Raw genomic sequence first — 26,450 nt, 5'->3', positions numbered from 1 at the left:
AGACCCGTCACCAGGGCGAACAGCGCTCCCCCGGTCATGGTCGAGACGGCCGCGAACCGCCGCTCGTCGATCGAGCAGTCGTACCGGCCGCCGATCCGAACTCGAGGCGGACACCGCTGACCGAGGTCGAGGACCATCGAACGGAGCGGGGTGGTTCTCGCGCTGCTCTGCGCCCGGTCAGCCGGTCTTCCGCGGTGATCCTGCGCGCCGCCCGCTCCACCGCTCGAAACCCGCGGGGCCGGTCACGACGACGAAGACGAGGACGGCCTGGACGGCGGATCCGCCGGTGCTGTCGCCGAAGCCGAAGTGCCACAGCAGCCACGTGACGACCGCGGCACCCAGGGCCGCCAGGACGACGCGTCGGAGAGAGGTCCGGGGCCCGGCGCTGGGGGGCTCTGCGGAGGACGTCACGTCGCTCAGCGTGCCCACTGCGGGCGGCGGTGTCGAGAGGGTGCGGGTTCCGGGCCGAGGCGGGCCACGGCGTCACCCGTCCCCGTCGACCATCCGCAGCAGGACCCCGTTGAGGGCGGCCACCTCGGCCGCGCTCATGTCCAACCGTTCGGGCCGGTTCGCGGCCTGGACCGACGGCCAGACCTCGGCGAGCAGGTCGCGGCCGGTGGGGGTGAGGGCCAGCGGGTTGCGCCGTCCCCTGGTCCGCTCGGAGTCCCGGGTGATGAGGTCGCGGGCCACCATCCCGTCCAGGACCCCGCTCAACGACTGCGGTCGCACCAGCACCTTGCGGGCCAGTTGGGCCTGGGTGAACTCGGCTCCGGTGCCCAGGTGCGAGAGCACGCCGAACTGCACCGGCGACAACCCGTGGTGGGCGAACACGGCCGTGAGTTCGCGCTGGGCGCGGTGCGCGGCGCGGATCAGCGACCACGTCACGAGCGCGTCGATGTCGTCCTCGGTCACGTCCACGGTCGGCTTGCCACCTCCTCGAGAGGAGTGCAGTCTCTCACCAACAGGTTCCTGCTAGTGAAGAGGTCGACGTGACTCTCCCCACCCCGCCCCGTCCCGACGACACCCCGGCCCGGTCGCTGGTCATCGGCGCCACCGGGGACGTCGGCACCCACCTCGTGGACGACCTCGCCGCCCGGGGCGTCCCGTTCCGGGTCCTGGCCCGACGGCCCGGACAGGTCCGCGCCTTCACCGAGCGCGGCCTCGACGCCGTCCTCGGCAGCTTCGAGGACACCGACAGCCTGCGCGCCGCGATGCGCGGGTGCGACCAGGTCTTCCTGAACACTCCCCCGGGCCTGGAGCAGTTCCGGCAGAACCGCGACGCGATCGACGCCGCGGTCGCCGCGGGGGTCCGCCACGTCGTCAAGGTGTCCGCCTCCGACGCCAACCCCCGCTCGGCGATCCCCTGGGCCCGCGACCACGCCCTGGCCGACGAGCACCTGCGGCGCAGCGGTCTGGCGTGGACGCGCCTGCAGCCGGGTGCGTTCACGAAGAACCTGCTCGTGGAGGCGGCGGCCATCCGGCGCGGGTGGCTGCCGCAGACCAGCGGGCACGGGGCGACGGCCTGGATCGACGTGCTCGACGTCGCCGCCGTGGGCGCCCGGGTCCTCACCGATCCCACCGTCCAGGGTGGCGCCGGGGACGACGGACGGGTCTACCGGCTCACCGGCGACCGGCCGCTGTCCTACCCGGAGGTCGCCGGCGTGCTGACCGCCGCGCTCGGGCACCGCGTGCGCTACGTCCAGGTTCCTGCGCCGCTCTTCTACGGCGTGCTGCGCGCCACCGGTGCCCCCGCGTGGCAGGCCAGGGGCCTCGTCCACCAGTTCGTGGACGTGGTGCGCCGCGGTGCGGACGACGGCCGGCTGTGCACCACCGACGTCCCCGACCTGCTGGGACGCCCCGCCGTCACCGTCGCCGACTTCGCCGCGGCCCACCGCACCGAACTCCGCACCGCCTGAGCCGCGCGGCGCCCACGGGTCACTGTCCGCGGTACAGCCCGTCGGCGTAGCTCGGACCGTAGTAGTCCTCGAGGTCCGACAGCGTCGCGTCCGGTCGTTCCAGGGTCTGCGCCAGGACGGCCCGCGGGGGGACGGCCTGCGGCGCCCAGGTCTCCGGCTGCCACAGCTGCGAGCGCAGGAACGCCTTGGAGCAGTGGTGGAAGACCTGTTCGACCTCGACCACGATCGCCAGGACCGGGCGGTGGCCCTTGACCACCATGTCGTCGAAGAAGGGGGCGTCGCGCACGAGGCGGGCGCGACCGTTGATGCGTAGGGTGTCCCCCCGTCCGGGGATCAGGTGGATCGACCCCACGTGGGGGTTGGTCAGGATGTTGCGCAGGCTGTCCACGCGACGGTTCCCCGGGCGCTCGGGGATGGCGATGGTCCCCTCGTCGAGGACGAGGGTGTACCCCGCCGGGTCGCCCTTGGGCGAGACGTCGCAGGAGCCGTCGGCGCCGGCGGTGGCCAGCAGGCAGAACGGGGACGCCGCCAGCCAGGCCCGGTCCAGCTCGTGCAGGGACGTGCGTTCCTTCTCCCACGCCCGCGGCAGCGGTTCGCCGATGAGCTCGCGCAGTTCGGTTTCGTCGGTGATCTCCTGCATGCCCGCAGTCTTGCCGATTCCCGCCGTCCGCGGGTGGTTCAGCCCCGGTGGGCGCGGGCCGCGAGGCGGGTCGCGACGAGCTGGATGACGACGGCGACGCTCAGCCCCGACGCCATGACCGCCCCCATGGCGACGGCGGTCCCGCCCAGGGCCCCGGCCAGCGGTGTCCCCAGACCGCCGACGCCGAAGGCCAGACCGCCCTGCAACGCCGCGGCCGTCCCGGGGAGGGCCTGCCCGAGGGCCTGGGTCCGCGTCGCGGACCCGGTGATCACGAACCCCCAGGCTCCGGTGACCACGGCCAGGCAGGCCCAGACCGGTCCGGGTCCCGCGCCGAGCAGGGCCGCGGTCAGGACGCCCAGCGACCCCACGGCGGCGACGCCCAGCCCGATCGAGAGCAGGACGTCCTCGTCGTGGCGGCGCACGAGACGACGGAAGACCAGCGTGCTCGCGATCATGCACGACGCGTTGGTGGCGAAGACGAGCGTGTACGCCGGTTCCGAGAAGCCGAACTGGCTCTGGAAGACGAACGAGCTCGTGGCGATGTAGGCGAAGAACCCCGCGGTGGCGCAGCACGAGGTCACCAGGTAGGCGCTGAAGCGCGGGATCCGCAGCAGGGTCCCCATGCGGGCCGCCGAGGCGCGCAACCCGACCCCGGAGGCCCGGCGGTGCGGGGGGAGCGTCTCGTGGAACGTGAACTTCACGCTCGCGGCCAGGACGAGCCCGAGGCACGCCAGCGCGACGAACATCAACCGCCACTCCCCCACCAGCAGCAGTGCCGCCCCCAGCAGCGGGGCCAGGACGGGACCGAGGGCGTTGATCGCGGCGAGCGAGCTGATCGTCCGGGCGCGGGCCGCGCCCTGCAGGACGTCGGTCACCACCGCCCGCCCGACGACGGACCCGGCCGCGCCGGCCAGACCCTGCAGCAACCGCGCCACGACCAGGGTCACCGGGTCCGGAGCCAGCGCGCAGACGACGGAGGCCACCGCGAACGTCGTCGTCCCGGCCAGCAGCAGCGGTCGGCGCCCCACCGCGTCGGAGATCGGTCCGATGAGCAGCTGCCCGACGGCGAAGGCCACCAGGAAGGCGGTCAGGGACAGCTGGACGGCCGACGTGCTGGTGCCCAGGTCGGCGGCGATCGCGGGCAGCGCCGGGATGTACATGTCCGTGGCCAGCGGCGCGATCCCCACCACCACCGCCAGCGGCAGCAGCGGGGGCAGCCCGACCGCGGTGTCCCGCCCGGCGGGTGGGGAGGACGTCTCGGCGGTTCCTGCGGTGTCAGCCATCCGGACCAGCTTCACACTCCGGCGGCTCCACCACCCGCCGGCGCGGCTACGAGCCCCGATGGCCGGGAGGTGCAGCCCTTCGGACCGGAGCGAAGCCGCCCGGTGGCGGTCGCTGCTGCGGCACGGTGAGTTCGTGACGCAACCGCTCCACGGCCTCCGCCCGCCGCGCCGGTCCGCACCGGTCGTCGTCGGCGGGCTGGTGGTGCTGCTCGTCGTGGTGAGCGCCCTGGTCATCTGACGCTCCACCGGTCCCTGCGGCGCCGGGGCGGGTGACCCCCGGGAAGGCGGTGCGGGGGGTGCTGGCGGCGCTGCACGACGACGACGAGCGGGGCGACGAGCAGATTGGGCAACCTGCACGTCCTGGTCGCCTCGTCGGACGGTTCCAGACGATCCCCGGTCAGCGCGGAGCGCTGGTCGTGCGGGCCACCTCCTCGGACACGACCTGGTGATCCCGGCGCGGTCCCCCTGCGGTCTCGCGGGGTGACACCGTCGGGGGCCGGCCCAGCTGGGAGGTCGTCGCCGTGAGGACGGGAGGTCTGGAGATGCCGGACGGAGAACGACCGGAGCAGTTGCCGAGCGAGGTGGTCGAGGCCCTGCAGGGGTTGAGGCGTGGTGAGGAGCTGACGTCCGCGCTGCGGCCGTTCACCCGCGCGCCCGGTCACCTGCACCGGTCCTGGGTTCCCGTGACCGCGGACCGCCTGCACCTGCTCACCGGCTCTGCCCCGGTGCGCCTGCCCGGCCGCCTGACCACCGGTCAGCGGGAAGTGCTGGCCGTGCCGGGGCGAGACGGTGAGCCGACCCTCGACGTCGACCAGGACGGGCGGGAGGTCACCGCGCTGTTCGCGGCCTTCTACCTCCCCCGGCAGCTGGACTGGCGTCAGGCCAGCAGGTCCTCCGTGCTGCGATCCGACGTCACGGCGCTCTACGTCCAGGAAGCCGACGACCGGCCCTGGCCGCTGTCGATGGTCCACCGCCGGCAGCACCTGGACGTCGACGGCTCGCTCGTCCCTGCACAGGCGGGGGGTGACTGCACCGTCGTCGAGGTCGGCGGGACCGCGGTCGGGGTCCAGGCCGACCGCAGTGGAGCGGTCAGCGTGGGGTGGTCGGTCTCCCGCTCCGCGGAGGGGACGGATCGTCGGTGGAACGTCACGATGCTCACCCGGCGATCAGCGGTGGACGCGGTGCAGCTGGCGCGGGACGCGGGATGACCGTGCGCACCGCGGCACGAGCGCGCGTCCTGTTCGCGGCACGGACGTGGCTACGGTGGTCGCCTCACCAGCCCGTCGGAGGAGCACCGTGACCACTCACCCGACGACCCCCCTCGAGCCGACTCACGATCCGGTGCTGTCGAGGACGCTGGAGGCCGCCGGTCTACCCACGACGGGACGGTTCCACCCGAAGTCCGGCTGGGTGAGTCGCGCCTGGGTCGGCGATGGATGCGTCGTGCGTCTGAACACCGACGCACGGCACCGCGACGCCTACCGCCACGAAGCCGCAGTCGTCAGCCTCCTCGCCGGTAGCGACGTCCCCCACGCACGACTGCTCGCCCACGGCGACGGCCCGGACGGGCCGTGGTCCGTCTCCGAACGCCTGCCCGGGCAGACCCTCCACGAGGCGTGGCCGACGGCGGACCCACCCACCCGCCGATCGATGATCGAAAGCCTCGGCTCAGCGTTGCGGGCCCTTCACCGCATCCCCGTCCCGGCCGGCCTGTTGCCGCCCTGGTTGGTCGGAGCGCTCGATGGTCAGCCGTGGCCTGCGTTCCACCCGCCCGTGGTGGGTGCCACGCTGGCGTTGGTGGAGGCGGCCCGACGGCTGCCCGGTCACGATCCGCACCTGCTCGTCGACGTCGCCGGTTGGATCGAGCAGCGGCTGGCCCTCTTCGCCCCTGACGTACCCGTCCTCGTCCACGGTGATCTGCACGGGTCGAACGTGATCGTCGACCAGGGACGCGTCACCGGCCTCATCGACTTCGCTGAGGCGTTGGCCCAGCCGGTCGACGTCGAGCTCGACACCGTCCTGCGCTGGTGTGCGCGGTCGCGGGAGTTCCCACCCGCGCCCGACGAGCGAGGGCTCGAGGAGACCTCGCTGGCAGAGGTCCCGCGGTGGCTGCGCGGCGCGTACCCGGAGTTGTTCGAGCGGGAGCACCTGCGCGAGCGTCTGAACTTCTACGACATGTACGTGGAGCTCGCCCTCTACGCCCATCATCCTCAGCCTGGGGTCCGTGAGATGGCGCGGAACCGCATCACCGGTCTGCTGTCCGGTCGCAACCACCTCGACGGACTCACCTGGTGAGTCGCAGGTCATCTCCGCAGGGTCAGCTCGATCACGACGACAGCACCTCGCGGACATCGTCAGATGAGTGAAGTCGGGTCAGGTGCCGGAGCCAGGTCGGAGTCGGCGTGGCAGCGGGTTTCGCCGCGGTGGCGGGCGAGTCCGGTTCGCGGGGCGGGGAAGGCAACGTGCTGGCCAGGTACTGCAGCTCTTCGATCACGTGGCGCTCCCACAGCGGTGGACGGCGGCTGAGGGCGGTGATGAAGTCCTTCAGCTCTCGCCGTGAGGTCGAACCGTCGTGCAGCGGGACCCAGTCGTTCAGGACCGGCCCTGAGGCTGGACTCGTCGCGGCGCCAGGACGGTCTGCTCGATCAGCTGGTCCAGCTGGGCCTCACCCAACCGCGGACGCCCCGTCGGAGGTGCCGGAAGCGGGCGCGGGCGGCGCAGCAGCCCCCGCGCAGCGTCCTCGAGGTGGTCAGCACCGCGCCAGCGCAGCACACGGAGCGCCTGCCGGGTCTGGTCGCTGAGCACGGCTCCATCGTAGTCGCCGGCGGATCCCCGCGCGGGGTGCTCGGTCAGCCGTTGACCGGACCTGGTCTCGTGCGACTCGCCAGGGGTGGGGGTCCAGGGGTGGTCCGAGGCGACAACGACGCACACGACTCCGGGATGACCGTGAAGTCCTGCGAAGACACTGCGACCAGTGCTGCTGCAACTCTTCTCGTCGCCAGGGTCGACGCGCACGGCGTGTAGAACAGCCCCACCGTGGCGTGGAGAACGACACGATCCGGCGGGTCTGTCGTCATCACCGGCGGTCCTGGCTGCGCGACCACCGCCGAGCGCGACGCCGGGTCCGGCCGGCCTGAGTCATCCGGTCCACGCGGCGGAGATGCTGCGATCCACGACTCGACGCCAGCCGTCCGGAGCTGCGGGGTCGTGGCTCGCCATTCCTGCCATCCACAACAAGGCCATGAGGTCGTCGGGAGTGAAGTCCGGCGCGAGCACGCCGGCGGAGTGGGCGTTCTCGACGAGCTCTGCCCCGAGGGCCATGGACCGCTCACAGGCGTTGATGAGGAGCACGGCGTCGGGGTAGCGCCGCAGCATGGCGTCGTTCATGGCCGGGTCGCTGAGCTGCAGGTCGATCATCTCGCGGATGAACGTCTCCAGCCGTGCGCGGGGCGAGTCCCGGCTCAGCGTCCGCTCCCTGAGCGTGCGGAGCTTCTCGCCGGCGATGTCGTCCACCACGGCGTCGATGAGTTCCTCTCGGGACCCGACGCGGTTGTAGAGGGTTCCGATGCTCACCCCGGCTTCGCGGGCGATGTCCTCCAGAGGAGCGGACAGTCCCCGCTGCGAGAACACCGCCAGGGCCGCCACGCGAAGCTTCTCGAGGTTCGCCTGTGCGTCTCGACGTAGGCCAGGCGGGGGGGGCACGGCGACTCCAGTGGAAAGTGAGGCCGGTCTCAAGTTAAGCTCGGCGGAGTTGGGAACGGTCTCAACTTACCGCACCCGAACGCACCCGGCCCTGCGGTGGCCACGGAAGGACGCACCATGCCCCTCATCACCATCATCGGAGCCGGTCCCGGTCTGGGCCTGGAGATCGCCCGGGCCTTCGGGCGCAAGGGCTTCGACGTCGCCCTCGTGGCTCGCGACCAGGCCAAGCTCGACACCCTCGCCCAGACCCTCGCCGGCGAGGGGATCCAGGCTCGCGGGTTCGCTGCCGACGTCAGCGAGCCCGACACGGTGCGGAGTGCGATCAGGTCGATCCGGGAGACGCTGGGCCGGATCGACGTCCTGGAGTTCTCCCCGGCGGACCGGACGCTGGAGTCCGTCGACGCCCTGGACGTGACGATGGAGAACCTGCAGCCGCAGATCGACTTCTACCTGGGGGGCGCCCTCGCTGCCATCGGCGCGGTCCTGCCGGACATGATCGCGGCCAAGTCCGGAACGGTCCTCGTGACCACCGGTGGCGGGTCTCTCGCCCCGACGCCCGTGCGCGGCAACGTCAACATCGCCGCAGCGGGACTGCGGAACTGGACGCTCAACCTGCACGCCGCCCTCGCGGAGCAGGGGGTCTACGTCGCCTTCGTCGCCATCACCGCTCTGATCGGTGGTGGTCGCCCAGACGCCGAGCCCGCGGTCATCGCCCAGTCGTACGTGAAGCTGCACGAGGAACGAGAAGACGCGGAGCTGCACTACGTCGCCTACGACGGCTACAACGGCTGACGCGCTTCCCGTCCGGGGCCTCCGGTTCCGGACGGGACAGTGCCGCAGCACCCCGTGATCCCGGCCGGCAGGGTTCAGGCGGCAGGACCAGCGGCAGCAGCAGCCGCGGCCGCGAGCGTGCGGAGCGTCGCGACCTGCGCGGCGGTGCTCGGCGGGGAGTCGGCCATCTGCCACGTGGACACGAGCGCCACCATCCCGCCGATCGCGAAGATCCGCGCATCGCCGGTGAGGGCGATGTCCGAGCGACGATGATCACTACCCGACCCCGTCAACCAGGTGGTGACGGCGGCTGCGATGACCTCGCCCACCCGCTCGCCGCGGGGGACGGCGCGGAGCTTGTCGAAGAACTCGCGATCGGCTCGCCCTGCGGTGAGCAGTGGTTCGATCCCGCGCTCCGCGACGGCGTCGGTGAGGGCCTGAGCGAGGTTCGCAGCGCTCTCGTCGAGGGGCAGCCAGTTCTCCAGCAGGCGACTGATCCACACGTCCGTCGCGAGGTCGCCCACGTTGGCGTAGTGGTTGTGCAGCGCCTGCCGGCTCAGGCCTGCCCGCTGCGCGACCGCGCTCATCGAGATCGCCTCACCTCTCGGCGACTCGGACACCAGAGCCGCCAACGCGCGGATGAGGGCGGCGCGGGTCCGGGTGACGCGTGGGTCCACCCGGTGCGCCTCGGGCGGGAGTGCGTTCGTGGCCTGCGACATGGGCGCATCTTGCCAGAGTCCGACCACTAATGTACGTTTGTCATCTACTGGACAATCGTAAAGGACATCATGACACACGTGATCGAGTCGACACCTCGGCGGGCAGAGTCTGCACAGCACCCGGGATCGGCCCACCGCTACCGGAACCTGATCCTCGGCGCGGTCGCGATCCTGTTCCTCGCGATGGCGATGCTGACGAGCTACTCGAGCGCGTTCGGCAACCCGACACCCAACAACGTCCACCTCGCGGTCACCGGTGACGCCGGCGCGATCGTGGCGCTCGAGCAGCAGGGCTCACTCGAGCTCACGATCGTGGCCTCTGCTGCGAACGCCCGCGACGCGGTGCTCGACCGAGACGTGGACGGCGCGCTCGTCCTGCCCGCTCCGGGAGGGAACGCCGTGGTGACCACCTACATCGCCAGCGGTGGGGGTCGTGGCCTCGGTCAGGCGATCTCCGGCATCGGCACCTCCATCGCAGCGAAACTGTCCGCCACCAACACGACCACCGACCTCGCCCCCCTGCCGGCGAAGGACCCGGTCGGGTCGGTGGAGTTCTACGCGATCCTCTTCGTGGGCCTGGGCGCAGCGCTCGGCGCGACGGTGTTCGGGCGCATCCTCGGCTCGGTCGACACGGCGGCGACCTTCGTCGAGCGCAGCGTCGTCCTCGTGCTCTACACGGGAGTCCTCGCCGGACTGATCACCGTGTGGATCGACTCCGCTCTCGGCGCGGTGACCGTCGAGCCCGGGGCGGTGTTCGCGGTCCTGTGGCTGACGGGCGTGGCCATCGGAGGAGCCGTGACGGGAGTCGCTGCTCTCGGAGGGATGAACGCGGCGCTGGTCATGACGCTCGCTCTGGTGATCCTCGGCAACACCTCTTCCGGAGGCCCGCTCGGCATCCACGTCCTCAGCGACTTCTTCCAGGCTCTCTACCAGGTGTTCCCCCAGGGTGGGGCTCTGGACCTCCTCCGCTCCGTCCAGTACTTCGACGGCGCGGCCGTCTCGGCTCCCATCATCCGGCTGGGGATCTGGGCAGCGGCGGGCATCCTGTTCACGCTGGCCGCGATGCTCCTGCGGAACCGACGTGAGGCGGCGACTCGACCGAGGGGAGGCGCCGGCATCGAGCTCGGCCACTTCCCGCCCGCCGCACCGACGGGCTCCCGCCCGCAGCCCGCAGAACTCACCACCGGTTCGGCATCCGTTCCAGTGACCCGACGTGGGCACGACACCGGCACTGCTGGAGGCTGAGACGCGAGAGCGCCCGCTGAGGGCCGACTTCGCCGAGGTGGTGCGCGAGATGGTCGTGGCCACCATCACGGCGCCGCTCGAGGAGGCGGGACAGGGCTTCGCGACCCGCGGGGAGGTGAGTGCCGGCTCCTCGCTGCTGCGCTCGGCGGTAGCCCTCGCGGCCGGCCTGCCCGAGGTGCAGGACCGCTTCACCCCGGGCGAGTTCACCCTGCTGAAGGAACTCCTGGGACGTCTGAGCTGACCCCACGGCCGTCGCAACCGCGACCCGACGGGTCGGGGTGGCAAGGTGTGGGGGTGCGTCCGCGGATCTTCCTACCTCGTCCGGAGCTGGCGGCTGGTGAGCAGGTGCTGCGCACCTGGCACGCCAACTGGCTGCGACGGGGCATCGCGCGGGGTGGAACCTTGAACCTCACCGACCGTCGGCTGCTGTTCCAGCCGAACACCGTGGAGGCGCTGATCGGACTGCGCGCCAGGTCCTGGGACAGGGCGCAGCTCAGCGGGACCGAGCTGGTCCGGGGTCGGCGCCGCATCGCCACCTGGCAGCGGAGACTGGGTGTGGTCCTCACCGACGGCGAGGTCGTGGAGTTCGTCGTCTGGGAGCCGGAGGCTGCGGTGCCTGAGTTCGCTGCCCTGCTGACCGACGGGGCGCCGTCTCGCTGACGCTGGAGCCACCAACTGCGGCCATCGACGTGGTGACGAGACGCACCGACTCTCCTCCTGGCTGAACCTCCTCGAAACACTGGTTCGTCGAGCTGACGACGAAGAAGTTGCAGCGATCCACTCACCGCTCGGTGACCACTGCCCACGAGACATCGACTCACGACACTAGCTGCTGGGCGTCAGCTCCACGTCGTCGAAGTTCAGCCACTGGCCTGCCGAGGCGTTCGACCAGAACCCGACGGTCGCCTGACCGGCCGTCACCGACACACCCGGAATCGTGACCTGGGTCCACTTCCCGGCGGGGCCGATCGGGAGGTAGTTCTTGCTGCCATTGCCGGCGTAGTCCTTCACCTCGACACCAGCCTCGGCCTGACCACCACTGGATTTCACCCAGGCCGTCAACGTGTAGTTTCCGGCAGGCAGGTCCGGGATGGTCTGGTAGGTGTAGACGCGGTACGGGCGTGCGGCCCACTGGGTTCCCTGGAATGCGCCCGTGTGCCCACCAGGCTCGGTGTAGAACGCAGACTGGTCACGGTCGGTCGTGGTCCAACCGCTCGGGAGCGAGCGAGCTCCCCGGTCGCGCTCGAATCCCGCGTTGCGGACCAGAGCATCGGCCCCGACGTCCCAGGCCGGCGTCTGCAGACCGGTGGAGGCCGGGGTCGGAAACACCGGGGCTCCGTCGGTTCCCCACGTCAGACGCTGCACGCGGGCCGTGCGGTGGTTCCCGCAGCCCTGCCCTGCAGCAGAGTTCGCGTGGTAGACGACGTAGTCCTCACTGCCGTCCGGGGACGTCGTGAACGAGTTGTGCCCGGGCGCGAAAACCCCTGCCGTGGCGTTCGTGCTCATGACCGGACCATTCGCCTTCGTCCAGGCCGCTGGGTTCAGCAGATCGCCGCCCTGGTCTGCGCTCACGAGGCCCATCGAGTAGTCGTCCGACCCACAGTCGTTGGCGGAGTATGAGATGAAGACGCGGCCGTTGCGGACCAGAACGGCTGGACCTTCCGTGGTCCACTGCCCCTCCCATGCCTGCGTCGGGCGGATGATCTCGACCGGCGTCGTGCTCAAGGTCCAGGGGTTGCTCATCCTGGCGATGTAGACGTGGTTGCCGTTCTGGGAGTAGACGAAGACGAAGTACCGAGAACCCCCGCTCTCGAAGATCGTGCCGTCGAGGGACCCGATGGACGTGTCGATGCCGTTGACCGTCCCGAGGTTGGTCCAGTTCCCGGCCAGCGGGTCGGAGGAGGTGTTCTGCAGCACCTGGATCCGGTTGCGTCCGACGGCCGGGTTGCCGACGGTCCCGTAGTCCAGGTCCGAGGCGGTCGTGTAGATGTACCAGACCCCGTCGATCCGGTGAAGTTCCGGCGCCCACACGTCCTTGTTGAAAGGGGCCGGCGGTACGTAGACGATCTTCCGGACGGCGCCACGCATGTCCGTCAGCGAGGCCGAGCGGATGATCTCGATCGAGGAACTGGTGGTGGTTCCCGTGAGGTAGTAGTACCCGTCGTCGCCCAGGGTCACCTGGGGATCGGGCAACCCGCTCGCGGGGTAAACAGGGTTGTCGTACGTCACCCCGCCACTGGCTGCGTTCCGGGTGCGGTCGGTGGCGGTGGCGGGAGGGGCGGTCGCGAGGGTTGCGACCAGGCCCAGGCCCACGAGGAGGGTGGCGGCCCGGGCCGGAGTGCGCCCGACGCGGCGGCGGGAAGGGATGGTCGTCATGGTGTTCTCCTTCGAACGACGAACCAGGGGGCCGGCGGAGAGAGCCTCACGGCCGGTTGATGTTTTCGAGAACATACAAGGGTCCACGAATCGTGGTCAAGGGTTTCTCGCGATCTGACCCCGTCAGGCGCGGGTGGTCGACCCTCTGACGACGAGCAGTGGGGCGGGCACCTGGCTCGGCACGCCCGGGGGTGCGACACCCTCGATGCGGTCGACGAGGGCGTCGACGACGTGGCGTCCCTCGGCTGCGTGGTCCACGGCGACGGTGGACAGACCTGGCCTCGCGTACGCGGCCTGCGGAAGGTCGTCGACCCCGATGACCGCCAGGTCCTCGGGCACACGGACGCCCGCGTCGAAGAGTGCGGAAAGAGCACCGAGAGCCATGGCGTCGTTGGCGACACCGAGCGCGGTGGCGTCTCGCAGACCGGCGGAGAGCATCCGAGTGGTCGCCTCGTAGCCAGAGCGGGGAGACCAGTCGCCCGTCTCGACCAGCACGACCGAACCACCCCCTCGTGTCAGGGCTGCGCGAAACCCACCGGCACGACTACCGGAGGCGGCCCAGGCAGCCGGCCCCTCCAGCAGGGCCACCCGCCGGTGGCCCTGCGCGAGCAGGTGCTCGGCTGCGATCTGGCCCACCCACTCGTCGACCGGCGTCGACGTCCCGGCGACGTGGAGCTCGAAGTCGTCGACCACGGGTACGGAGAATGCGCGCCGGGTCAGGACGGAGCGGGCGGGCTCGGTGCGGCCAGACAGGACGATCCCCGCGACCCGTTCGCGTCCGACCAGGTCCACGGCGGCGTCGACGGACATCACCCCTTCCCCGGTCGGGACGACGTCGAGGATGTAGCCGCGGGCCCGGGCGGCCGACAGAGCACCGAGGAGCAGTTGTGAGGGGCCGTGCTCATCGAGGCGGTCGGCGAGGTAGGCGATGCGGTCGATGCGTTGCAGACGCAGGCTGCGTCCCATCGGGTTCGGCGTGTAGTCGAGTTCAGCCACCGCAGCGGCGACCCGCTCGCGGGTCGCTGCGCGCATCCCGCTGAATCCGCTGAGGAACCGGCTGACGGTGATGTGCGAGACCCCGGCCAGCTCGGCGACGTCGTAGATCGTCGCCGGTTTTCCCCGCGCCGCATCCGCCGCCATGCCGTCCTCGCTCCACCTCGCCTGCGTCCTCCAGCGAGGAGAACCCTACGGCGACCTCGGAGCCCGGCTGCGGGTCGCCGTGGCCGGCAAGAGGTCCACACCGCTTGTTATCGAGAACATTGACGTCTACGGTGCTCTCACCTGGACGCCCGACGACGAAGTGAGCCAGCCCCGATGTTGCCTCCTCCCCTTCCCGACACCGACGGGACCGCAGCGCCACCCGGTCTCCAGCTCGGCGTCGCCTACTACCCCGAGTACCACCGCAGCCCCAGGACCGAGCTCGACCTGGATCTCATGCACCGGGCCGGCATCACCGTGATCCGCGTCGGGGAATCCGTCTGGTCGACCTGGGAACCCCGTGACGGTGAGTTCGACCTGGAGTGGCTCTCCCCCGTGCTCGAGTCCGCCCACGACCGCGGTGTCCGAGTGATCCTCGGGACGCCCACCTACGCGGTGCCGCCGTGGTTGCAGGTCTCCCATCCCGAGATCGCCGCGGAACGCCGAACCGGCGAGCCGGTCCCCTGGGGCGCGCGACAGGAACTGGACTACACGCAGCCGGCCTTCCGCTTCTACGCCGAACGGGTGATCCGGTCCATCTTGGACCGCTACGCCCGCCACCCGGCCGTGGTGGGTTTCCAGGTCGACAACGAGCCGGGCCTGGAACTGCTGCACAACCGCGCCGTCTTCACCCGGTTCGTGCGCTGGCTCCGACGTCGGTACGCGACCGTCGATGACCTCAACGCCGAGTGGGGTCTGACCTACTGGTCGCACCGCCTCGATGACTGGTCGGAACTGTGGCGACCGGAGGGGAACTCCTTCCCGCAGTACGACCTCGCCTGGCGCACGTTCCAGACCGAGCAGACCACCGAGTTCATCGCCTGGCAGGCCTCCATCGTGGACGACTACCGCACGCCAGGTCAGTTCGTCACGACCTGCCTGCAGTATCCCCGGCCCGGGCTGGACGAGCGCACGGTCAACGAAGTGCTCGACGTCGCGGCGGGAAACCCCTACTACGGCGTTCAGGACCACCTCGAGATCGGTGTGACCAAGGACCAGCCCAACCGCTGGACCACCACCGGCGTCGCCGGCCTGCTGCGTCAGGCCGACCGTGCCTACGCCTCGCGCCAGGCCCGCTTCCTCGTCACCGAGACCAACGCCCAGTCCATCGGCACCATCGACGACGGTCGCCCGCCGTACCCGGGCCAGCTGCGCCAGATCGCGTGGACGTTCGTCTCCCGCGGGGCCTCGATGATCGAGTACTGGCACTGGCACACGTTGCCCTTCGGAGCCGAGACCTACTGGGGTGGTGTGCTTCCGCACAGCCTACGACCGGGTCGGGTCTACGCCGAGATCCAACGGATCGGCGCCGGCTTCGCGGCCGCCGGCAACACCTTCGACGGATACGTCCCGCACTCCGACGTCACGATCCTCTGGTCGACCGCGAGCCGGCACGCCCTGCAGTTCCAACCCCCGTTCCAGACGAGCGGGGCGCCGGACCCGGAGTCCTACGAGCACCTCGTCGACGCGTTCCACCGGGGCACCGTGGACTCCGGCCGACAAGCCCGCCTCCTGCACGTGGAACAACTCGAGGAGATCACGAGCGATGTCGGCATCGCCCAGATCGTGTCCCACCACCCCCTGCTCGTCGCCGCAGGAACCTACGTCCTCACCGACGCGCAGCTCGATCTGCTGCGCCGCTACACCCTGGCCGGCGGACACCTGGTCCTGACGCCCCGCACGGCCTACGCGGATCAGGAGGCGCGAGCCCGCACGGAAGTGGCCCCACCGGGACTGACCGACCTCGCGGGTGCCTGGTACGAGGAGTTCTCGACGGTCGACGGGGAGATACCGGTGATCTCGACCCACACCTCACCCCAGACCTCGATCCGACCCCTTGCCGACCTGCCGGAGGGATCCACTGCCCGATGGTGGATCGACGGCCTGATGACCACCGGAGCCGATGTCCTGGCTCGTTACGACCACCCCCGGTTCGCCGACTTCGCCGCCGTCACCACCCACCGGGCCGGCGACGGGCGGGTCACCACCGTGGGATGCGTGCCGTCCCCCGCACTGGCCGCCGCGCTGATCGAGCAGGCCGCCGCCGCTCCTCCCCTCGCAGCGGCGTTCGTACTCCCCGTGAGCGAAGCCGTCCGCACCACCAGCGGGTCTCTGCCCGACGGGCGGATCGTCGTGGTCGTCACGTCCTGGGGATGGCAGGAGGGACGCGCACGGCTGGTCCTGGACGCCGACGACCTGATCGATGGAGCTCGGATCAGCGCCGGCACCCTGCTGGAACTCCCCGCCTGGTCGGTCCGCGTCCTCATCTTCGACGCCTGACCCGCAGGTCCCACCCCTCTCTCGCGTTCACCCGCGCCGTGCGGCGCCGCGCACCCTCACCCACCTCGCCCGCCCCCACCGGTGCGGACCCTTCTCGATGGAGAGACGACCATGAACCCCACCCGACGCGCAGCCGCGGCGATGTTCGCCGGCACCTTCCTCACCGGTCTCGCGCTCAGCGCCTGCTCCAGCGGCACCGACGACACCGAACCGGTGTCCAGCGACGACGTCCGCAAGGCCCTGGACACCGACACCCAGCTCACCTTCTGGACATGGGTGCCGGACATCCAGAAGGAAGTGGACCTGTTCCAGCGCAAGTACCCCAAGATCAAGGTCAAGGTCGAGAACGTCGGCCAGGGCCTGGCGCACTACCAGAAGGTGCGCACGGCGGTGAAGTCCAAGGACGGTGCCCCCGACGTCGTGCAGATCGAGTACCAGTACCTCAGCTCCTTCGAGGTCAACGACTCCCTCCTCGACCTCGGCCCCCTCGGCGCCGGCGACCTCTCCGCGGACTACGTCGACTGGGTCTGGAAGCAGGTCTCCACCGGCGATTCCGTGTGGGCGATCCCGCAGGACACCGGGCCGATGGGGAACCTCTACCGCAACGACCTCCTCCAGAAGGCCGGGGTCGAGACACCCCCGGTGACGTGGGCGGACTACGCCGCGGCCGCGGAGAAGGTCCGGAGCACCGGTAGCTACATCAGCAACTTCGCCAACAACGACTTCGGTCCGTTCATCGGCCTGCTGTGGCAGGCCGGTGTGAAACCATTCGCCTACGACGGCGACAAGGGCGTCTCGATCTCGGTCAACAGCACCGGAGCCAAGAAGGTCATCGCCTACTGGCAGGACCTGATCCAACGCGACCTGGTCTCCGTCGACGCCGACTTCAACGACGCCTACTACCAGGCGTTGAACTCCGGGAAGTACGCCGGATGGCTCACCGCCGCCTGGGCCCCGGTGTTCCTGCAGGGCACGGTCGAGTCGACCACAGGGTTGTGGCGGGCGGCGCCACTGCCGCAGTGGTCGGCGGGACAGAACGTCTCGGGCAACTGGGGCGGCTCCTCCAACGCCGTGCTGTCCACCACCCAGAACCGCATCGCCGCCTACGAACTGGCGAAGTGGATCAACCACGACCCGGCCTCGACGACGAAGCTGGCCCTCGAGCAGTCGTTGTTCCCAGCCGCCGAGGGCGTCTTGAAGGACCCGACGTTCACAGACCAGTCGGTCGACTTCTTCGGCGGCCAGAAGGTCAACGAGCTGTTCGCCGAGATCTCCGGGACCGTCGACACCGAGTTCGCGTGGCTCCCGTTCACCGACTACGCCGCCTCGCAGTACACCGAAGTGGTCGGCAAGGCGATCGGGGCCAAGGGCGACCTGTCGGCCGCCTTGGACGACTGGCAGGGCGTGCTGGAGAAGTACGCGAAGGACCAGGGATTCACGGTGACAGGTCGATGACCTCCGACACGGCCCTCACTGGCTCGCCGGCCCGGCCTCGCCCCCCTGCTCGGTCGGCCGGAGAACGCCGCCGGGCGCGAGCCGCGTACCTCTTCCTGGCACCCTTCTTCGTCGTCTTCCTGGCCATGCTCGTCATCCCCCTCGGGTACTCCGGCTACCTCAGTCTCTTCCGCACACGGCTGATCGGCGGCACCTCGTTCGTCGGCGCGCAGAACTACCTCACCGCTCTCACCGATCCGGAGTTCCTCGCCGGGGTGGGCCGGATGGGGTTGTTCCTGCTCGTCCAGGTACCCGTGATGCTGGGCGGCGCCCTCTTCCTGGCGCTGGCCCTGGACAGTGGCCGGGCCCGGGGGGCCGGAGTTCTTCGCCTGTTGTACTTCGTCCCGTACGCAGTGCCTGGTGTGGTGGCGACGATGATGTGGGGATACCTCTACGGCCGCGACTTCGGCCCGCTGGCCCAGGTGTTCAGGGCCTTCGGAGCGAGCGCCCCCGACGTCCTGGCTCCGGGCACGGTCCTGGGGTCGATGATGAACATCGTCACGTGGGAGTTCGTCGGCTACAACATGATCATCATGTACTCAGCCTTGCGGACGATCCCCGCCGAACTCCTCGAGGCCGCCTCGATCGACGGCGCCGGGTTGGTCCGACAGGCGTGGAGCATCAAGATCCCCGCGATCGGACCGGCGATCGTCCTGACGGTGATCTTCTCCATCATCGGGACGTTCCAGCTGTTCAACGAACCCGCGCTGCTCAAGGGCATCGCGCCCACCGCGATCTCGAACGGCTTCACCCCGAACTTCTACGCCTACAACCTGGCCTTCGTGAACCAGGACGTGAACTACGCGGCTGCGGTCGCGTTCCTCCTCGGTCTGGTCATCGCTGTCATCTCCTACCTCGTGCAGTTGCGGGTCAACCGCGGCGGCACCGCGAACTGAGGCGCCCCGTGAGCACCCTGAAGACCCTGCGGACCCGCCCAGGCGTCCCGTCCGCGACCGATCCAGCCGCGAGGTCCCGACGCAGCTCCACGCGATCAGGGAACCGACTGCTGAGCGTCCTGCTCTGGCTCGTCGCGGCCTACTTCGTGCTGCCGCTGCTCTGGCTGCTGATCGCCGCGACCAAGGACAACTCCGACCTGTTCAGCACCTTCGGGTTCTCGTTCGGGCACCACTTCGCGCTCTGGGACAACCTGCGCGACGTGTTCAGCGCGGGCGACGGGATCTTCCTCCGCTGGTCGGTGAACACCGTGCTCTACGCCGGGACGAGCGCAGCCGGCGCCACCCTGCTCGCGACCCTCGCCGGGTACGCCTTCGCGAAGTACCGGTTCGCCGGGGACAGGTTGTTGTTCAGCATCTCTCTGGGTGCGGTGATGATCCCGTTGACGGCACTCGCACTGCCGACCTACCTGCTCTTCAACTCACTGGCACTGACCAACACCCCGTGGGCGGTCATCCTGCCGTCCCTGGTCAGCCCGTTCGGCGTCTACCTCATGCGGGTCTACGCCGCCGACGCGATCCCCGACTCCCTCCTGGAAGCGGCCCGCGTGGACGGGGCCGGTGAGTTCCGCACCTTCGTGCAGGTGTCCCTGCGTCTGCTCGCCCCCGGCATGGTGACGGTGTTCCTCTTCTCCCTCGTGGCCTCCTGGAACAACTACTTCCTGCCGCTCATCATGCTGAACACGTCCTCGCTCTACCCCCTGACGGTGGGGCTGGCCCAGCAGCAGGCCGCCAGCGCCGCCGGGGGTGGTTCGCAGGCGCTGTTCTCGACGGTCATCACCGGCTCGGCCGTCAGCGTCATCCCGCTGGTCGTGGCGTTCGTCGTGCTGCAGCGGTTCTGGCAGAGCGGCCTGTCGAGCGGCAGCGTCAAAGAGTGAGCACGTGGCCTCCGGACCGGGCACCCCGCTGGTGGACGATGTGGTCGGGATGGCCTGCCGGCGGGAGGGGACGCCGACGAACGCCGGTGTCCTGGGTCGGTGGTCCGTGGGTCGGGCGCTGCGAGGTACCCGGCGAGGCGGTCGAGGATCTCGTCGACGGTCGTGCCCCAGACGTCGGGGTGGGGATCCTCGTTCCAGTTCGCGATCCACTCGCGGACGTCGGATTCGAGGTCGATCACGTCGGCGTGCTGGCCGCGGCGAAGGACACGGGATTCGGCGTCGGCGAGCAACCGTTCGACGAGGCCGAGCGAGCTGGGGGGAGGTGGGGGTGAAGCGCAGGGGGCCGGGATCGTCGAGCGGGCGCAGGAACTGTGCACCACCACCCCCGCACGCCGAAGCCGCTCGCCCGAGACCGCACGGTTGATCTCTGAGGTCGCCCCGGCCGGGCTGGAGACGGTCTTCTCCACCAACGGCGGCGCCGACGGGATCGAGCACGCCGAGCGCATCGGGCATGAGGTCCTGGGAGCCGGCCTCCGTGCTCTGCAGGACGAGCACCCCTCATCGGGGAAGTCAGCCGCCTCGGAGTTTCCGGGCCTCGACCTGGGTACCGACCGTGCGAGCGAGGAACCGATCGCGCCCTGAAGCGGGGCCAGCCTGACCATGGCTGCCCTCGTCACCGCCTGCGAGGACCAGGGCGTACCGCCCTTCAGCGTCGGGTCGGGACCGCTCCTCGACCCGGACCGTGCGGTGGTTCGCGTCGTGGCACGGGGGGACGGAACGGCTCCGACGTCGCCTCACCCGTCGGGGTGGCGGAAGGACTGCTCCGGCACGTCGATCCGCACGGCGAGGACGGCGATGTCGTCCAGGCCGGTGGGTCCCATCCGTCGCAGCAGTTCTCGGGGCAGGTCCTGCAGCGGGGTGTCGGAGAGGTCCTCGCCGGCCGCCAGCAACCGCTGGAAGCTGACGGTCAGGGACTCGTCCGGGTGTTCCACCAGACCGTCGCTGTACAGGACCAGCGTGTGCGCCTTCGATCCCGGCGAGCGCCCGCCGGTCCCCGGGGCGGGGGGACCGTCTCCGGCGGGGTTCGGCGGTTCCGGGGTGAAGCGCAGTCGTCCCGTCGTGAGCAGGTGGTGGGCGTCGGTCCGCTCCTCGTTCTCGTCGACGCCGAGCGGGAGGTCCACGACCTCGTCGAGCAGCCGCGCGGGTTCGCCGGCCCGCAGCAGCAGCGGCGGCGGGTGCCCCGCGTTGGCCCACTGCAACGTCGTCCCGGCTGTGTCGCTGTGCAGGCGCGCGTAGACGAGGGTCGCGAGGTCGTCGGGGGCGAAGCGGTGCAGGATCCGGTCCAGACGCGCGATGACCTCGGACGGCGGTGCGATGCGGTCCCCGGCCAGGGCACGGAGCTTGTGCCGGATGGCGCCCATGCGGGTGGCGGCGTGCAGGTCGTGGCCCGCGACGTCGCCGATGACCAGGGCGACGCTGCCGTCGGGCAGGGCGAAGGCGTCGTACCAGTCGCCTCCGACCTGGACGAAGTCGTTGGCGGGCTGGTACAGCCCGGCCAGGTCCAGTGCTCCGATCCGCGGCGCGAGTTCGGGCAGCAACGCCCGCTGCATCTGTTCGGCGCGCCGGGCCTGGCGCTGCAGGACGCGGGTGGTGTCCAGCAGCGCACCCGCGCGGACGGCGAGGTCGGCGGCGAAGTCGGAGTCCTGCTGCCGGTAGGGACGGGAGGGATCGGTGCGGACCAGGGTGATCGCGCCCAGGGTGTGCCCCCGGGCGCGCAGCGGAGCGGTGACCCACTCCGACGCGCCGAGTTGCCGGGCCAGTTCGAGACGGTTGCCGGCGAGGGCGTCCACGGCCAGCGTCCACGCCTGGTCCGGCGCCGGCATGCGTTGGTGCTGTATCCCCGCACCGTGCAGGACCTGCGCCAAGCGGCTGGTCATCCCCGGTTCCAGCGACGGCAGGGGACCCAGGTTCGCGGCGGCCGTGGCGTGGAGGCCGGGGTCGCGGTGGGCCAGGGCCACCCGCTGCAGGCTGGTCCCGTCCTCGGCCAGGACGTCGACGCTGACCCAGTCGGCGAGCGCCGGGACGAGCAGTTCGGCCAGGGCGGTCAACCCGGCCTCGACGTCGTCGGCCCCGCCCAGGACCCGGGAGGCCTCGGCCAGCAGGGCCAGGCGGACGTTGGCCTCCTCCAGCGCGTCGAGCCGTTGTCGCTGACGGGTGGCCTCGGCGTGCTGGGCGGTGGTGTCGGACAGGGTGAGGACACCACCGACGAGGGTCCGGGCCAGGACGGTGGGGGCGAAGGCCCAGGCCAGGACCAGGGCGGAGCCGTCCCGGCGGAGGAACACCCCCTCCCCGGCGGCGGGACGCGCTCCCCGGAGGGCGAGCAGGATGGGGCTCTCCGCGGGCGCGACCGTCCGTCCGTCGAGGTGCTGGTGGTGCAGGTGCTCGTGCAACGGGTGGGTGACGAGTTCGGCCTCGCCGTAGCCCAGAAGACGTTCGGCCGTGGGGGTGACGGCGGTCACCGCGCCGTCCTGGTCCAGGGCGAGGACCGCCACCGGGGCGCCGCTGAACATCGACGGCAGGAGCACGGCGTCGACGGCGACCCGGGTGTCACGTTGTCCCGATCGTGCCGGCCCGGGCTCCCGGGGGAGTTCACCGTTCAGCGGGACGCCCGCAGGTACGGGTTCACCGTGACCCAGCCCGCCGGTGTCCATGTCTCTCCCTCGCACGTGCGTTCCCGAACCGCGACCCCCGGGTCCGTGCGCGGGTGCGCCGGGTCAGCCGGGACCTGGGGTGGATGGTCGCCGCGGGACCACTCCTCCTCGAGCTCGTCGCACGGCACGGGGCGCACCAGGTTGCGTCTCTCCGACGGTCGTCACTGACGCTACAAGGGCGCGCACGTTCCGTGCCACGTGAGGGAACGCGGGGCGGCGGTGGGTGAGGCCGGCGCCCGCGTCACGGCGCCGGCGGACGACGATCCCCCACGGGTCCGGGGACGCTCACCCGCTGCGACGGCGTCGAGAGCCGGAGCGACAGGTCGCTCGTGAGCGAGGTGAGCACCAGCAGGGTCACGTCGCTGTCCGGACCGCGGAACGAACCGATCCGGACCAGACCCCACCGCTCGTACATCGCCACCGCGTCCTCGGCACTCTCGTAGACCCCGATGAGCACCCGTGCCTCGTCGCGGTCCCGCAGGACCTCCCGCAGCAGGGTGCGTGCGACTCCCCGGCCGCGGAACCCTTCGTGGACCGCCAGCTCGTGGACGACGAGGGCGTCCTCGGGCCGGTCGAGGGCGTCGACGGCGGCCGGGTGTGCGGCCAGGGTGGCCAGGATCGCCTGCCACGGCTGGTCCTCGACCAGACCGTGGACCAGGGCGAAGCCGGCGCACTGCGCACCCTGCCGGGCCACGGTCAGTCGTCCGCCCGGGTGGGACAGCTGGGTCGGCCCCCAGGTCCGGATGCGCGCCAGCTCCTGCGGGTCCTCCCCGTAGGGGGCCGCCGCGAACGCGGCCACGAACAGTGCCGTGACCTCGGCCCACGTCCCAGGAGGCGCGCTCCCCTCGTAGGTCGCACAGGTCGTGGAGGGGTCAGCGCCGGGCACGGGCGCAGTCTCGGGCACGGCGCGTCGTCGGGCGACCGGTCCGACCCCGACGCGGCAAAGGCGTGGCGTGCGGACGGAGGGGCCCGCCAGACTGCCTCGGTGATCACCGACGACCCGCCCGCGGTCCTGCGCCCCCGTGCCCTCGCGCGGGGGGACCTCGTCGTCATCGCCTCGCTGTCGGGACCCCTGCACGCCCGGTACGAGCCCGACCTCCGGGAGGCCGAGGCGGTCCTGGAGCGGATGGGGTTCCGGGTGCGGCGCGCCCCGTTGCTGCGGGTCGGGCTGCAGCACTGGTGGAGCGCGGCCCCACCGGCGGAGATCGCCGCGGAGCTCAACGGGCTGCTGCGCGACCCCGAGGTCCGCGCGATCGTCGCCCACGACGGCGGCCAGACCGCCTTCGGCTACCTCGACCTCCTCGACGTCGACGCGGTCCTCCGCGACCCGAAACCGATCCTCGGCTACAGCGACGTCTCGCTGCTGCACCTCGTCCTGCACCAGCGGACGGGTCTGGTCGGCTTCCACGCCGACCTGGCCACCCCGGGACTCGGCGGCGCGTGGCGACGCTCCCCGCCAGGACGTCGGACCGAGCTCGAGGACCTCTACCTCAGGCTGCTGACCGGGACCGAGGCGATCGGTGCCCTGCCCACCACCCCGTCCTGGGAGTGCTGGCGCCCGGGACGGGCGGAGGGCCCCCTCCTCGGCGGGGTCGTCAACCGCATCGCCCTCGTCCAGGCCACGCGGTACGCCCTGCCGGTGGATCACTTCACCGGTGCGGTGCTGTTCTGGGAGGAGATGGGCGGGCACGCCTCGCACGTGTGGAGCTACCTGCACGTGCTGCGCCACGCCGGAATCCTCGACCGCATCGGGGGGATGGTCGTGGGTGTCCCCCACCTCGTCGACGGGCTCGAGGGACCCGATCCGTCGCCGTCCCTGCGCGAGATCGTGCTGGACGTCCTCGGTGACCGGGACGTCCCCGTCCTGGGTGGGGTGGAGTTCGGCCACGCCGGCCCCAACCTGCCGATGCCGGTGGGGATCCGGGTGGCTCTCGACGCGGGCGACCGCGAGCTGTCGCTGCTGGAGCCGGCGGTCCGCTGACCTCCGCGTCCGCCCCGGTCCGGTCGCGCCGTTCCCCCGCGGGCGCCTGAGCGACGGGTCCTCAGGCGCAGATGTCGTCGGAGGCGACGCGGCCGGTGACGGCGGGGCTCGGGGCCGCGGTGGGCACGGTGCCGGTGACGCGGGCCCGGACGTCGGTCACGGTCACCGCCGCCGTCGAGACCTCGACGACGATGGTCTTGCCGAGGCTCGCGTCGAGCTGGGTCTTCGCCCCGCCGAGCGCGGCCGCGACGGTGTTCGCGGAGTCGCCCCGGCCGGTGCCGTAGCGGACGAGGACGTCGGCGCCCGGGTCGGTCGCGGGCCCGTCGCTGGTGGAGGCGCTCGCGAACCCGACCCCGGTCAGCTGGTCGGCGACGTTGGCGGCCGTCCCGGCCGGGGCGCCGACGTTGAGGACCTGGACGGAGATGCCGGACGGTGCGACGAGCAGTTCGGAGCTGTCGGAGGGGTCCCCGGTGGCCGTCGCGGTCGGGGTCGCCGACGTGGGTCCGGCGGTGTCGGTGGCGATCTGCTGCCACAGCCCGGCGGCGGCGGCGGTCCACTGCACGCGGTTGTGGTCGGCGGGGTACTCCTCGGTGGGCACCGTGACGAACTGGACGCCCTTCGCGGGCATCTTCTGCAGGCTCTGCGCGAGCGAGGCGATCTCGCTGAGGCTGGCGAACCCGGTGTCGGTGGTGACCGACTTCGTCGCCGCGTCGAGGAAGGAGAAGAGCTTGGTCGGGGACAGCAGGATCTGCGAGCTCGTGACCTTCTGGACCACCGAGCTCATGAGGGCCTGCTGGCGGGAGATGCGGGAGAGGTCCGAGCCGTCGCCGATGTGACGGACACGGGCGTAGGCGAGGGCGGTCTGACCGTTGACGTCGTCGTGGGTCCCCGCGGTCAGGTGCAGGTTGGAGGCCTTGTCGTCGATGTCGTCGGGCGTGCAGATCGTCACCCCGCCCAGGGCGTCGATCATCGACTGGAACCCGGAGAAGTCGACGACGACGTAGTGGTCGACCTTCACGTGGGTCAGCGACTCGACGGTGCTGATCGTGCAGGCCGCGCCGCCCAGGGAGAAGGCGGCGTTGAAGATGCCCTTCCGGGCCTTCGTCGTGGAGCCGTCGGCGAGCTTGCAGGCCGGGATCTGGACGACGGAGTCGCGGGGGATGCTGACCATCGTCGCGCTCTGGCGGTCCGCGGCCAGGTGCACGAGGACGGTGGTGTCGGAGCGCGCACCCGGGTCGGCGGACTCGCCGCCGTACTCGTCGCCGGTCCCGTCGGAGAGATCACGGGTGTCGCTGCCCATCACGAGGATGTTGACGGCGGACTGCCCGGTCGTCGGGTCCACGGTGGACTGGTCGGTCGGACGGTTGCTGAGCAGGCCCGTCACGTCCTGGGCGTTGATGTTGCCCTGGAGCCTGTAGTACGCGTACACCCCGCCACCGGCGCCGAGCACGGCGAGGACGACGACGGCGACGAGGAGGCCGCGCAGCACCCGGAACGCCGCACCGTGGGCGTGGCTGGAGTGCTGACCGCGCGCGCGGCGACCGGCGCCGGGGACCTCGTGCTGCGAGCCGGGGTCGGTGGAGGTGGGCACGTCGTCACGGTACGGCGCGTCGCACCCGTTCCTTGAGCCCCATCCGCACAGTTCCGCAGCGTGTGCGCGAGGCCTTCACACGTGGTGCGGCGGTGGTCAGCGGTCGAGGTCGAGGCGGTAGGTGTCCGCACAGGCCTGGACGGCGGCCTGGCTGCCGTTGGTGTCCAGGAAGCAGTTGACGGCGTCACCGCCGCCGTTGGACCAGATGGCGCCGAAGGCCACCGCGTAGATGGTGGTCAGGACGGCCGCGATGAGCAGGGCGAGGACGTTGACCACCAGCCCGGTGATCGCGACCCCGCGGTTGGTCGCGCGCCGCTTGCCGATGCGACGGAAGCCGATGATCGAGAGGACGAGCCCGATGATCGCGAGGGGCAGCCCGATCACGATCCAGGACAGCAGCAGGGCGACGATGCCGAGGACGAGTCCCGCGACACCTGCGCCGTTCTTCGCGACGGTGCCGGACTCGCCGTAGGAGCCGTAGCTCCCGGGTGCGTACTCGCTGGACATCGTGTCCTCCCTGGTCGTGGGCTGCGATCCTCCCAGACCCGGCGCTACCGCCCGTCCACCGTGCCGTCGTTGATGGCCAGGTGGTCGGCGATCGCCGGGAACACCCACACGAAGCAGACCAGGACGACACCGGCCGCCACGACGAGGCTGATCAGCAGCCGCAGCCACCACGGACCGGGCAGGGTGCGCCACCAGAACGCGTACAC

The 26,450-nt window shown here is 71.1% G+C and carries 29 protein-coding genes; 15 read left to right on the top strand and 14 right to left on the bottom strand.

The features are described 5' to 3' along the window. Positions 1–177: 177 nt before the first annotated feature. On the bottom strand, positions 178–411 hold the full coding sequence (locus tag OG218_RS13555; protein WP_328293752.1) for a hypothetical protein: 234 nt from the start codon (positions 409–411) through the stop codon (positions 178–180). A 72-nt stretch (positions 412–483) separates the two neighbouring features. Then, entirely contained in the window at positions 484–918 is a 435-nt protein-coding gene (locus tag OG218_RS13550; protein WP_328293751.1) for a MarR family winged helix-turn-helix transcriptional regulator, read from the bottom strand. 71 nt (positions 919–989) lie between these two features. Between OG218_RS13550 and OG218_RS13545 the strand changes: the two genes are divergently transcribed. After that, positions 990–1,916, top strand: coding sequence for an NAD(P)H-binding protein (locus OG218_RS13545; RefSeq protein ID WP_328293750.1), 927 nt, complete (start codon positions 990–992; stop codon positions 1,914–1,916). Between the two features lie 19 nt (positions 1,917–1,935). Here OG218_RS13545 and OG218_RS13540 read toward each other — a convergent pair whose 3' ends face one another. Both OG218_RS13540 and OG218_RS13535 read right to left on the bottom strand, forming a co-directional pair. Next, on the bottom strand, positions 1,936–2,556 hold the full coding sequence (locus OG218_RS13540) for a pyridoxamine 5'-phosphate oxidase family protein (protein ID WP_328293749.1): 621 nt from the start codon (positions 2,554–2,556) through the stop codon (positions 1,936–1,938). A gap of 38 nt (positions 2,557–2,594) precedes the next feature. Beyond that, a complete protein-coding gene (locus OG218_RS13535; RefSeq protein WP_328293748.1) occupies positions 2,595–3,839 on the bottom strand; it encodes a multidrug effflux MFS transporter in 1,245 nt (414 codons plus the stop codon). A gap of 269 nt (positions 3,840–4,108) precedes the next feature. Between OG218_RS13535 and OG218_RS13530 the strand changes: the two genes are divergently transcribed. The 3 genes from OG218_RS13530 to OG218_RS13520 all read left to right on the top strand — a co-directional run bounded on the left by OG218_RS13530 (position 4,109) and on the right by OG218_RS13520 (position 6,134). Next, positions 4,109–4,288: a hypothetical protein gene (locus tag OG218_RS13530; RefSeq protein WP_328293747.1), complete on the top strand. Its 180-nt coding sequence runs from the start codon at positions 4,109–4,111 to the stop codon at positions 4,286–4,288. A gap of 72 nt (positions 4,289–4,360) precedes the next feature. Further along, on the top strand, positions 4,361–5,047 hold the full coding sequence (locus OG218_RS13525) for a hypothetical protein (RefSeq protein WP_328293746.1): 687 nt from the start codon (positions 4,361–4,363) through the stop codon (positions 5,045–5,047). Positions 5,048–5,135: 88 nt separating this feature from the next. Further along, positions 5,136–6,134: a phosphotransferase family protein gene (locus OG218_RS13520; RefSeq protein ID WP_328293745.1), complete on the top strand. Its 999-nt coding sequence runs from the start codon at positions 5,136–5,138 to the stop codon at positions 6,132–6,134. Between the two features lie 297 nt (positions 6,135–6,431). On the opposite strand, the gene OG218_RS13515 is transcribed toward OG218_RS13520, so the two are convergent. Beyond that, complete coding sequence (locus tag OG218_RS13515; protein WP_328293744.1) at positions 6,432–6,644, bottom strand: hypothetical protein; 213 nt, start codon at positions 6,642–6,644, stop codon at positions 6,432–6,434. 333 nt (positions 6,645–6,977) lie between these two features. Continuing rightward, entirely contained in the window at positions 6,978–7,484 is a 507-nt protein-coding gene (locus tag OG218_RS13510; protein WP_328293743.1) for a TetR/AcrR family transcriptional regulator, read from the bottom strand. A gap of 174 nt (positions 7,485–7,658) precedes the next feature. On the opposite strand from OG218_RS13510, the gene OG218_RS13505 reads away from it, so the two are divergent. Continuing rightward, positions 7,659–8,333 (top strand): SDR family NAD(P)-dependent oxidoreductase, encoded by a 675-nt coding sequence (locus OG218_RS13505; RefSeq protein WP_328293742.1) that lies wholly within the window; start codon positions 7,659–7,661, stop codon positions 8,331–8,333. Positions 8,334–8,407: 74 nt separating this feature from the next. On the opposite strand, the gene OG218_RS13500 is transcribed toward OG218_RS13505, so the two are convergent. Beyond that, a complete protein-coding gene (locus OG218_RS13500; RefSeq protein WP_328293741.1) occupies positions 8,408–9,031 on the bottom strand; it encodes a hypothetical protein in 624 nt (207 codons plus the stop codon). Between the two features lie 78 nt (positions 9,032–9,109). On the opposite strand from OG218_RS13500, the gene OG218_RS13495 reads away from it, so the two are divergent. Genes OG218_RS13495 through OG218_RS13485 form a run of 3 tightly spaced genes read left to right on the top strand, consistent with a single transcriptional unit; the run spans position 9,110 to position 10,936 of the window. Continuing rightward, the gene (locus OG218_RS13495; RefSeq protein WP_328293740.1) at positions 9,110–10,276 is read left to right on the top strand and encodes a hypothetical protein; all 1,167 of its coding nucleotides are present in this window, start codon (positions 9,110–9,112) and stop codon (positions 10,274–10,276) included. Then, positions 10,245–10,517 (top strand): hypothetical protein, encoded by a 273-nt coding sequence (locus OG218_RS13490; protein WP_328293739.1) that lies wholly within the window; start codon positions 10,245–10,247, stop codon positions 10,515–10,517. Before OG218_RS13495 ends, OG218_RS13490 begins: the two co-directional genes overlap by 32 nt. Before the next feature lie 53 nt (positions 10,518–10,570). After that, the gene (locus tag OG218_RS13485; RefSeq protein WP_328293738.1) at positions 10,571–10,936 is read left to right on the top strand and encodes a hypothetical protein; all 366 of its coding nucleotides are present in this window, start codon (positions 10,571–10,573) and stop codon (positions 10,934–10,936) included. Positions 10,937–11,101: 165 nt separating this feature from the next. Here the strand turns inward: OG218_RS13485 and OG218_RS13480 are convergent, their stop codons facing one another. Both OG218_RS13480 and OG218_RS13475 read right to left on the bottom strand, forming a co-directional pair. Next, positions 11,102–12,652: a glycoside hydrolase family 43 protein gene (locus OG218_RS13480; protein WP_328293737.1), complete on the bottom strand. Its 1,551-nt coding sequence runs from the start codon at positions 12,650–12,652 to the stop codon at positions 11,102–11,104. Positions 12,653–12,775: 123 nt separating this feature from the next. Then, the gene (locus OG218_RS13475) at positions 12,776–13,792 is read right to left on the bottom strand and encodes a LacI family DNA-binding transcriptional regulator (protein WP_328293736.1); all 1,017 of its coding nucleotides are present in this window, start codon (positions 13,790–13,792) and stop codon (positions 12,776–12,778) included. Between the two features lie 174 nt (positions 13,793–13,966). On the opposite strand from OG218_RS13475, the gene OG218_RS13470 reads away from it, so the two are divergent. The 6 genes from OG218_RS13470 to OG218_RS13445 all read left to right on the top strand — a co-directional run bounded on the left by OG218_RS13470 (position 13,967) and on the right by OG218_RS13445 (position 20,096). Continuing rightward, entirely contained in the window at positions 13,967–16,129 is a 2,163-nt protein-coding gene (locus tag OG218_RS13470; protein WP_328293735.1) for a beta-galactosidase, read from the top strand. A 111-nt stretch (positions 16,130–16,240) separates the two neighbouring features. Next, on the top strand, positions 16,241–17,584 hold the full coding sequence (locus OG218_RS13465) for an ABC transporter substrate-binding protein (RefSeq protein WP_328293734.1): 1,344 nt from the start codon (positions 16,241–16,243) through the stop codon (positions 17,582–17,584). Continuing rightward, positions 17,581–18,519 (top strand): carbohydrate ABC transporter permease, encoded by a 939-nt coding sequence (locus OG218_RS13460; protein WP_328293733.1) that lies wholly within the window; start codon positions 17,581–17,583, stop codon positions 18,517–18,519. The genes OG218_RS13465 and OG218_RS13460 overlap by 4 nt, the downstream gene beginning before the upstream one ends. A gap of 17 nt (positions 18,520–18,536) precedes the next feature. After that, a complete protein-coding gene (locus tag OG218_RS13455; protein WP_380162311.1) occupies positions 18,537–19,454 on the top strand; it encodes a carbohydrate ABC transporter permease in 918 nt (305 codons plus the stop codon). Between the two features lie 86 nt (positions 19,455–19,540). Beyond that, entirely contained in the window at positions 19,541–19,786 is a 246-nt protein-coding gene (locus tag OG218_RS13450) for a hypothetical protein (protein WP_328293731.1), read from the top strand. A gap of 88 nt (positions 19,787–19,874) precedes the next feature. Continuing rightward, the gene (locus OG218_RS13445; protein ID WP_328293730.1) at positions 19,875–20,096 is read left to right on the top strand and encodes a hypothetical protein; all 222 of its coding nucleotides are present in this window, start codon (positions 19,875–19,877) and stop codon (positions 20,094–20,096) included. Positions 20,097–20,248: 152 nt separating this feature from the next. Here the strand turns inward: OG218_RS13445 and OG218_RS13440 are convergent, their stop codons facing one another. Together OG218_RS13440 and OG218_RS13435 are read right to left on the bottom strand one after the other, a co-directional pair. Beyond that, the gene (locus OG218_RS13440; protein ID WP_328293729.1) at positions 20,249–22,165 is read right to left on the bottom strand and encodes a SpoIIE family protein phosphatase; all 1,917 of its coding nucleotides are present in this window, start codon (positions 22,163–22,165) and stop codon (positions 20,249–20,251) included. Between the two features lie 241 nt (positions 22,166–22,406). Beyond that, on the bottom strand, positions 22,407–23,051 hold the full coding sequence (locus OG218_RS13435; protein WP_328293728.1) for a GNAT family N-acetyltransferase: 645 nt from the start codon (positions 23,049–23,051) through the stop codon (positions 22,407–22,409). Between the two features lie 99 nt (positions 23,052–23,150). Between OG218_RS13435 and OG218_RS13430 the strand changes: the two genes are divergently transcribed. After that, positions 23,151–24,146 carry a S66 peptidase family protein gene (locus OG218_RS13430; protein ID WP_328293727.1) on the top strand — a complete coding sequence of 332 codons (996 nt, stop codon included), beginning with the start codon at positions 23,151–23,153 and terminating at the stop codon, positions 24,144–24,146. 61 nt (positions 24,147–24,207) lie between these two features. Here OG218_RS13430 and OG218_RS13425 read toward each other — a convergent pair whose 3' ends face one another. The 3 genes from OG218_RS13425 to OG218_RS13415 form a co-directional block, all read right to left on the bottom strand. Then, the gene (locus OG218_RS13425) at positions 24,208–25,737 is read right to left on the bottom strand and encodes an LCP family protein (protein WP_328293726.1); all 1,530 of its coding nucleotides are present in this window, start codon (positions 25,735–25,737) and stop codon (positions 24,208–24,210) included. 96 nt (positions 25,738–25,833) lie between these two features. Beyond that, positions 25,834–26,244: a DUF4190 domain-containing protein gene (locus tag OG218_RS13420; RefSeq protein ID WP_328293725.1), complete on the bottom strand. Its 411-nt coding sequence runs from the start codon at positions 26,242–26,244 to the stop codon at positions 25,834–25,836. 44 nt (positions 26,245–26,288) lie between these two features. Then, complete coding sequence (locus OG218_RS13415) at positions 26,289–26,450, bottom strand: hypothetical protein (protein WP_328293724.1); 162 nt, start codon at positions 26,448–26,450, stop codon at positions 26,289–26,291.

Origin of the sequence: Kineococcus sp. NBC_00420 (assembly GCF_036021035.1) — a bacterium.
Classification (GTDB): domain Bacteria; phylum Actinomycetota; class Actinomycetes; order Actinomycetales; family Kineococcaceae; genus Kineococcus.
Note: the sequence above shows the minus strand (reverse complement) of the source record. Positions and strands in the feature narration are given on the sequence as shown.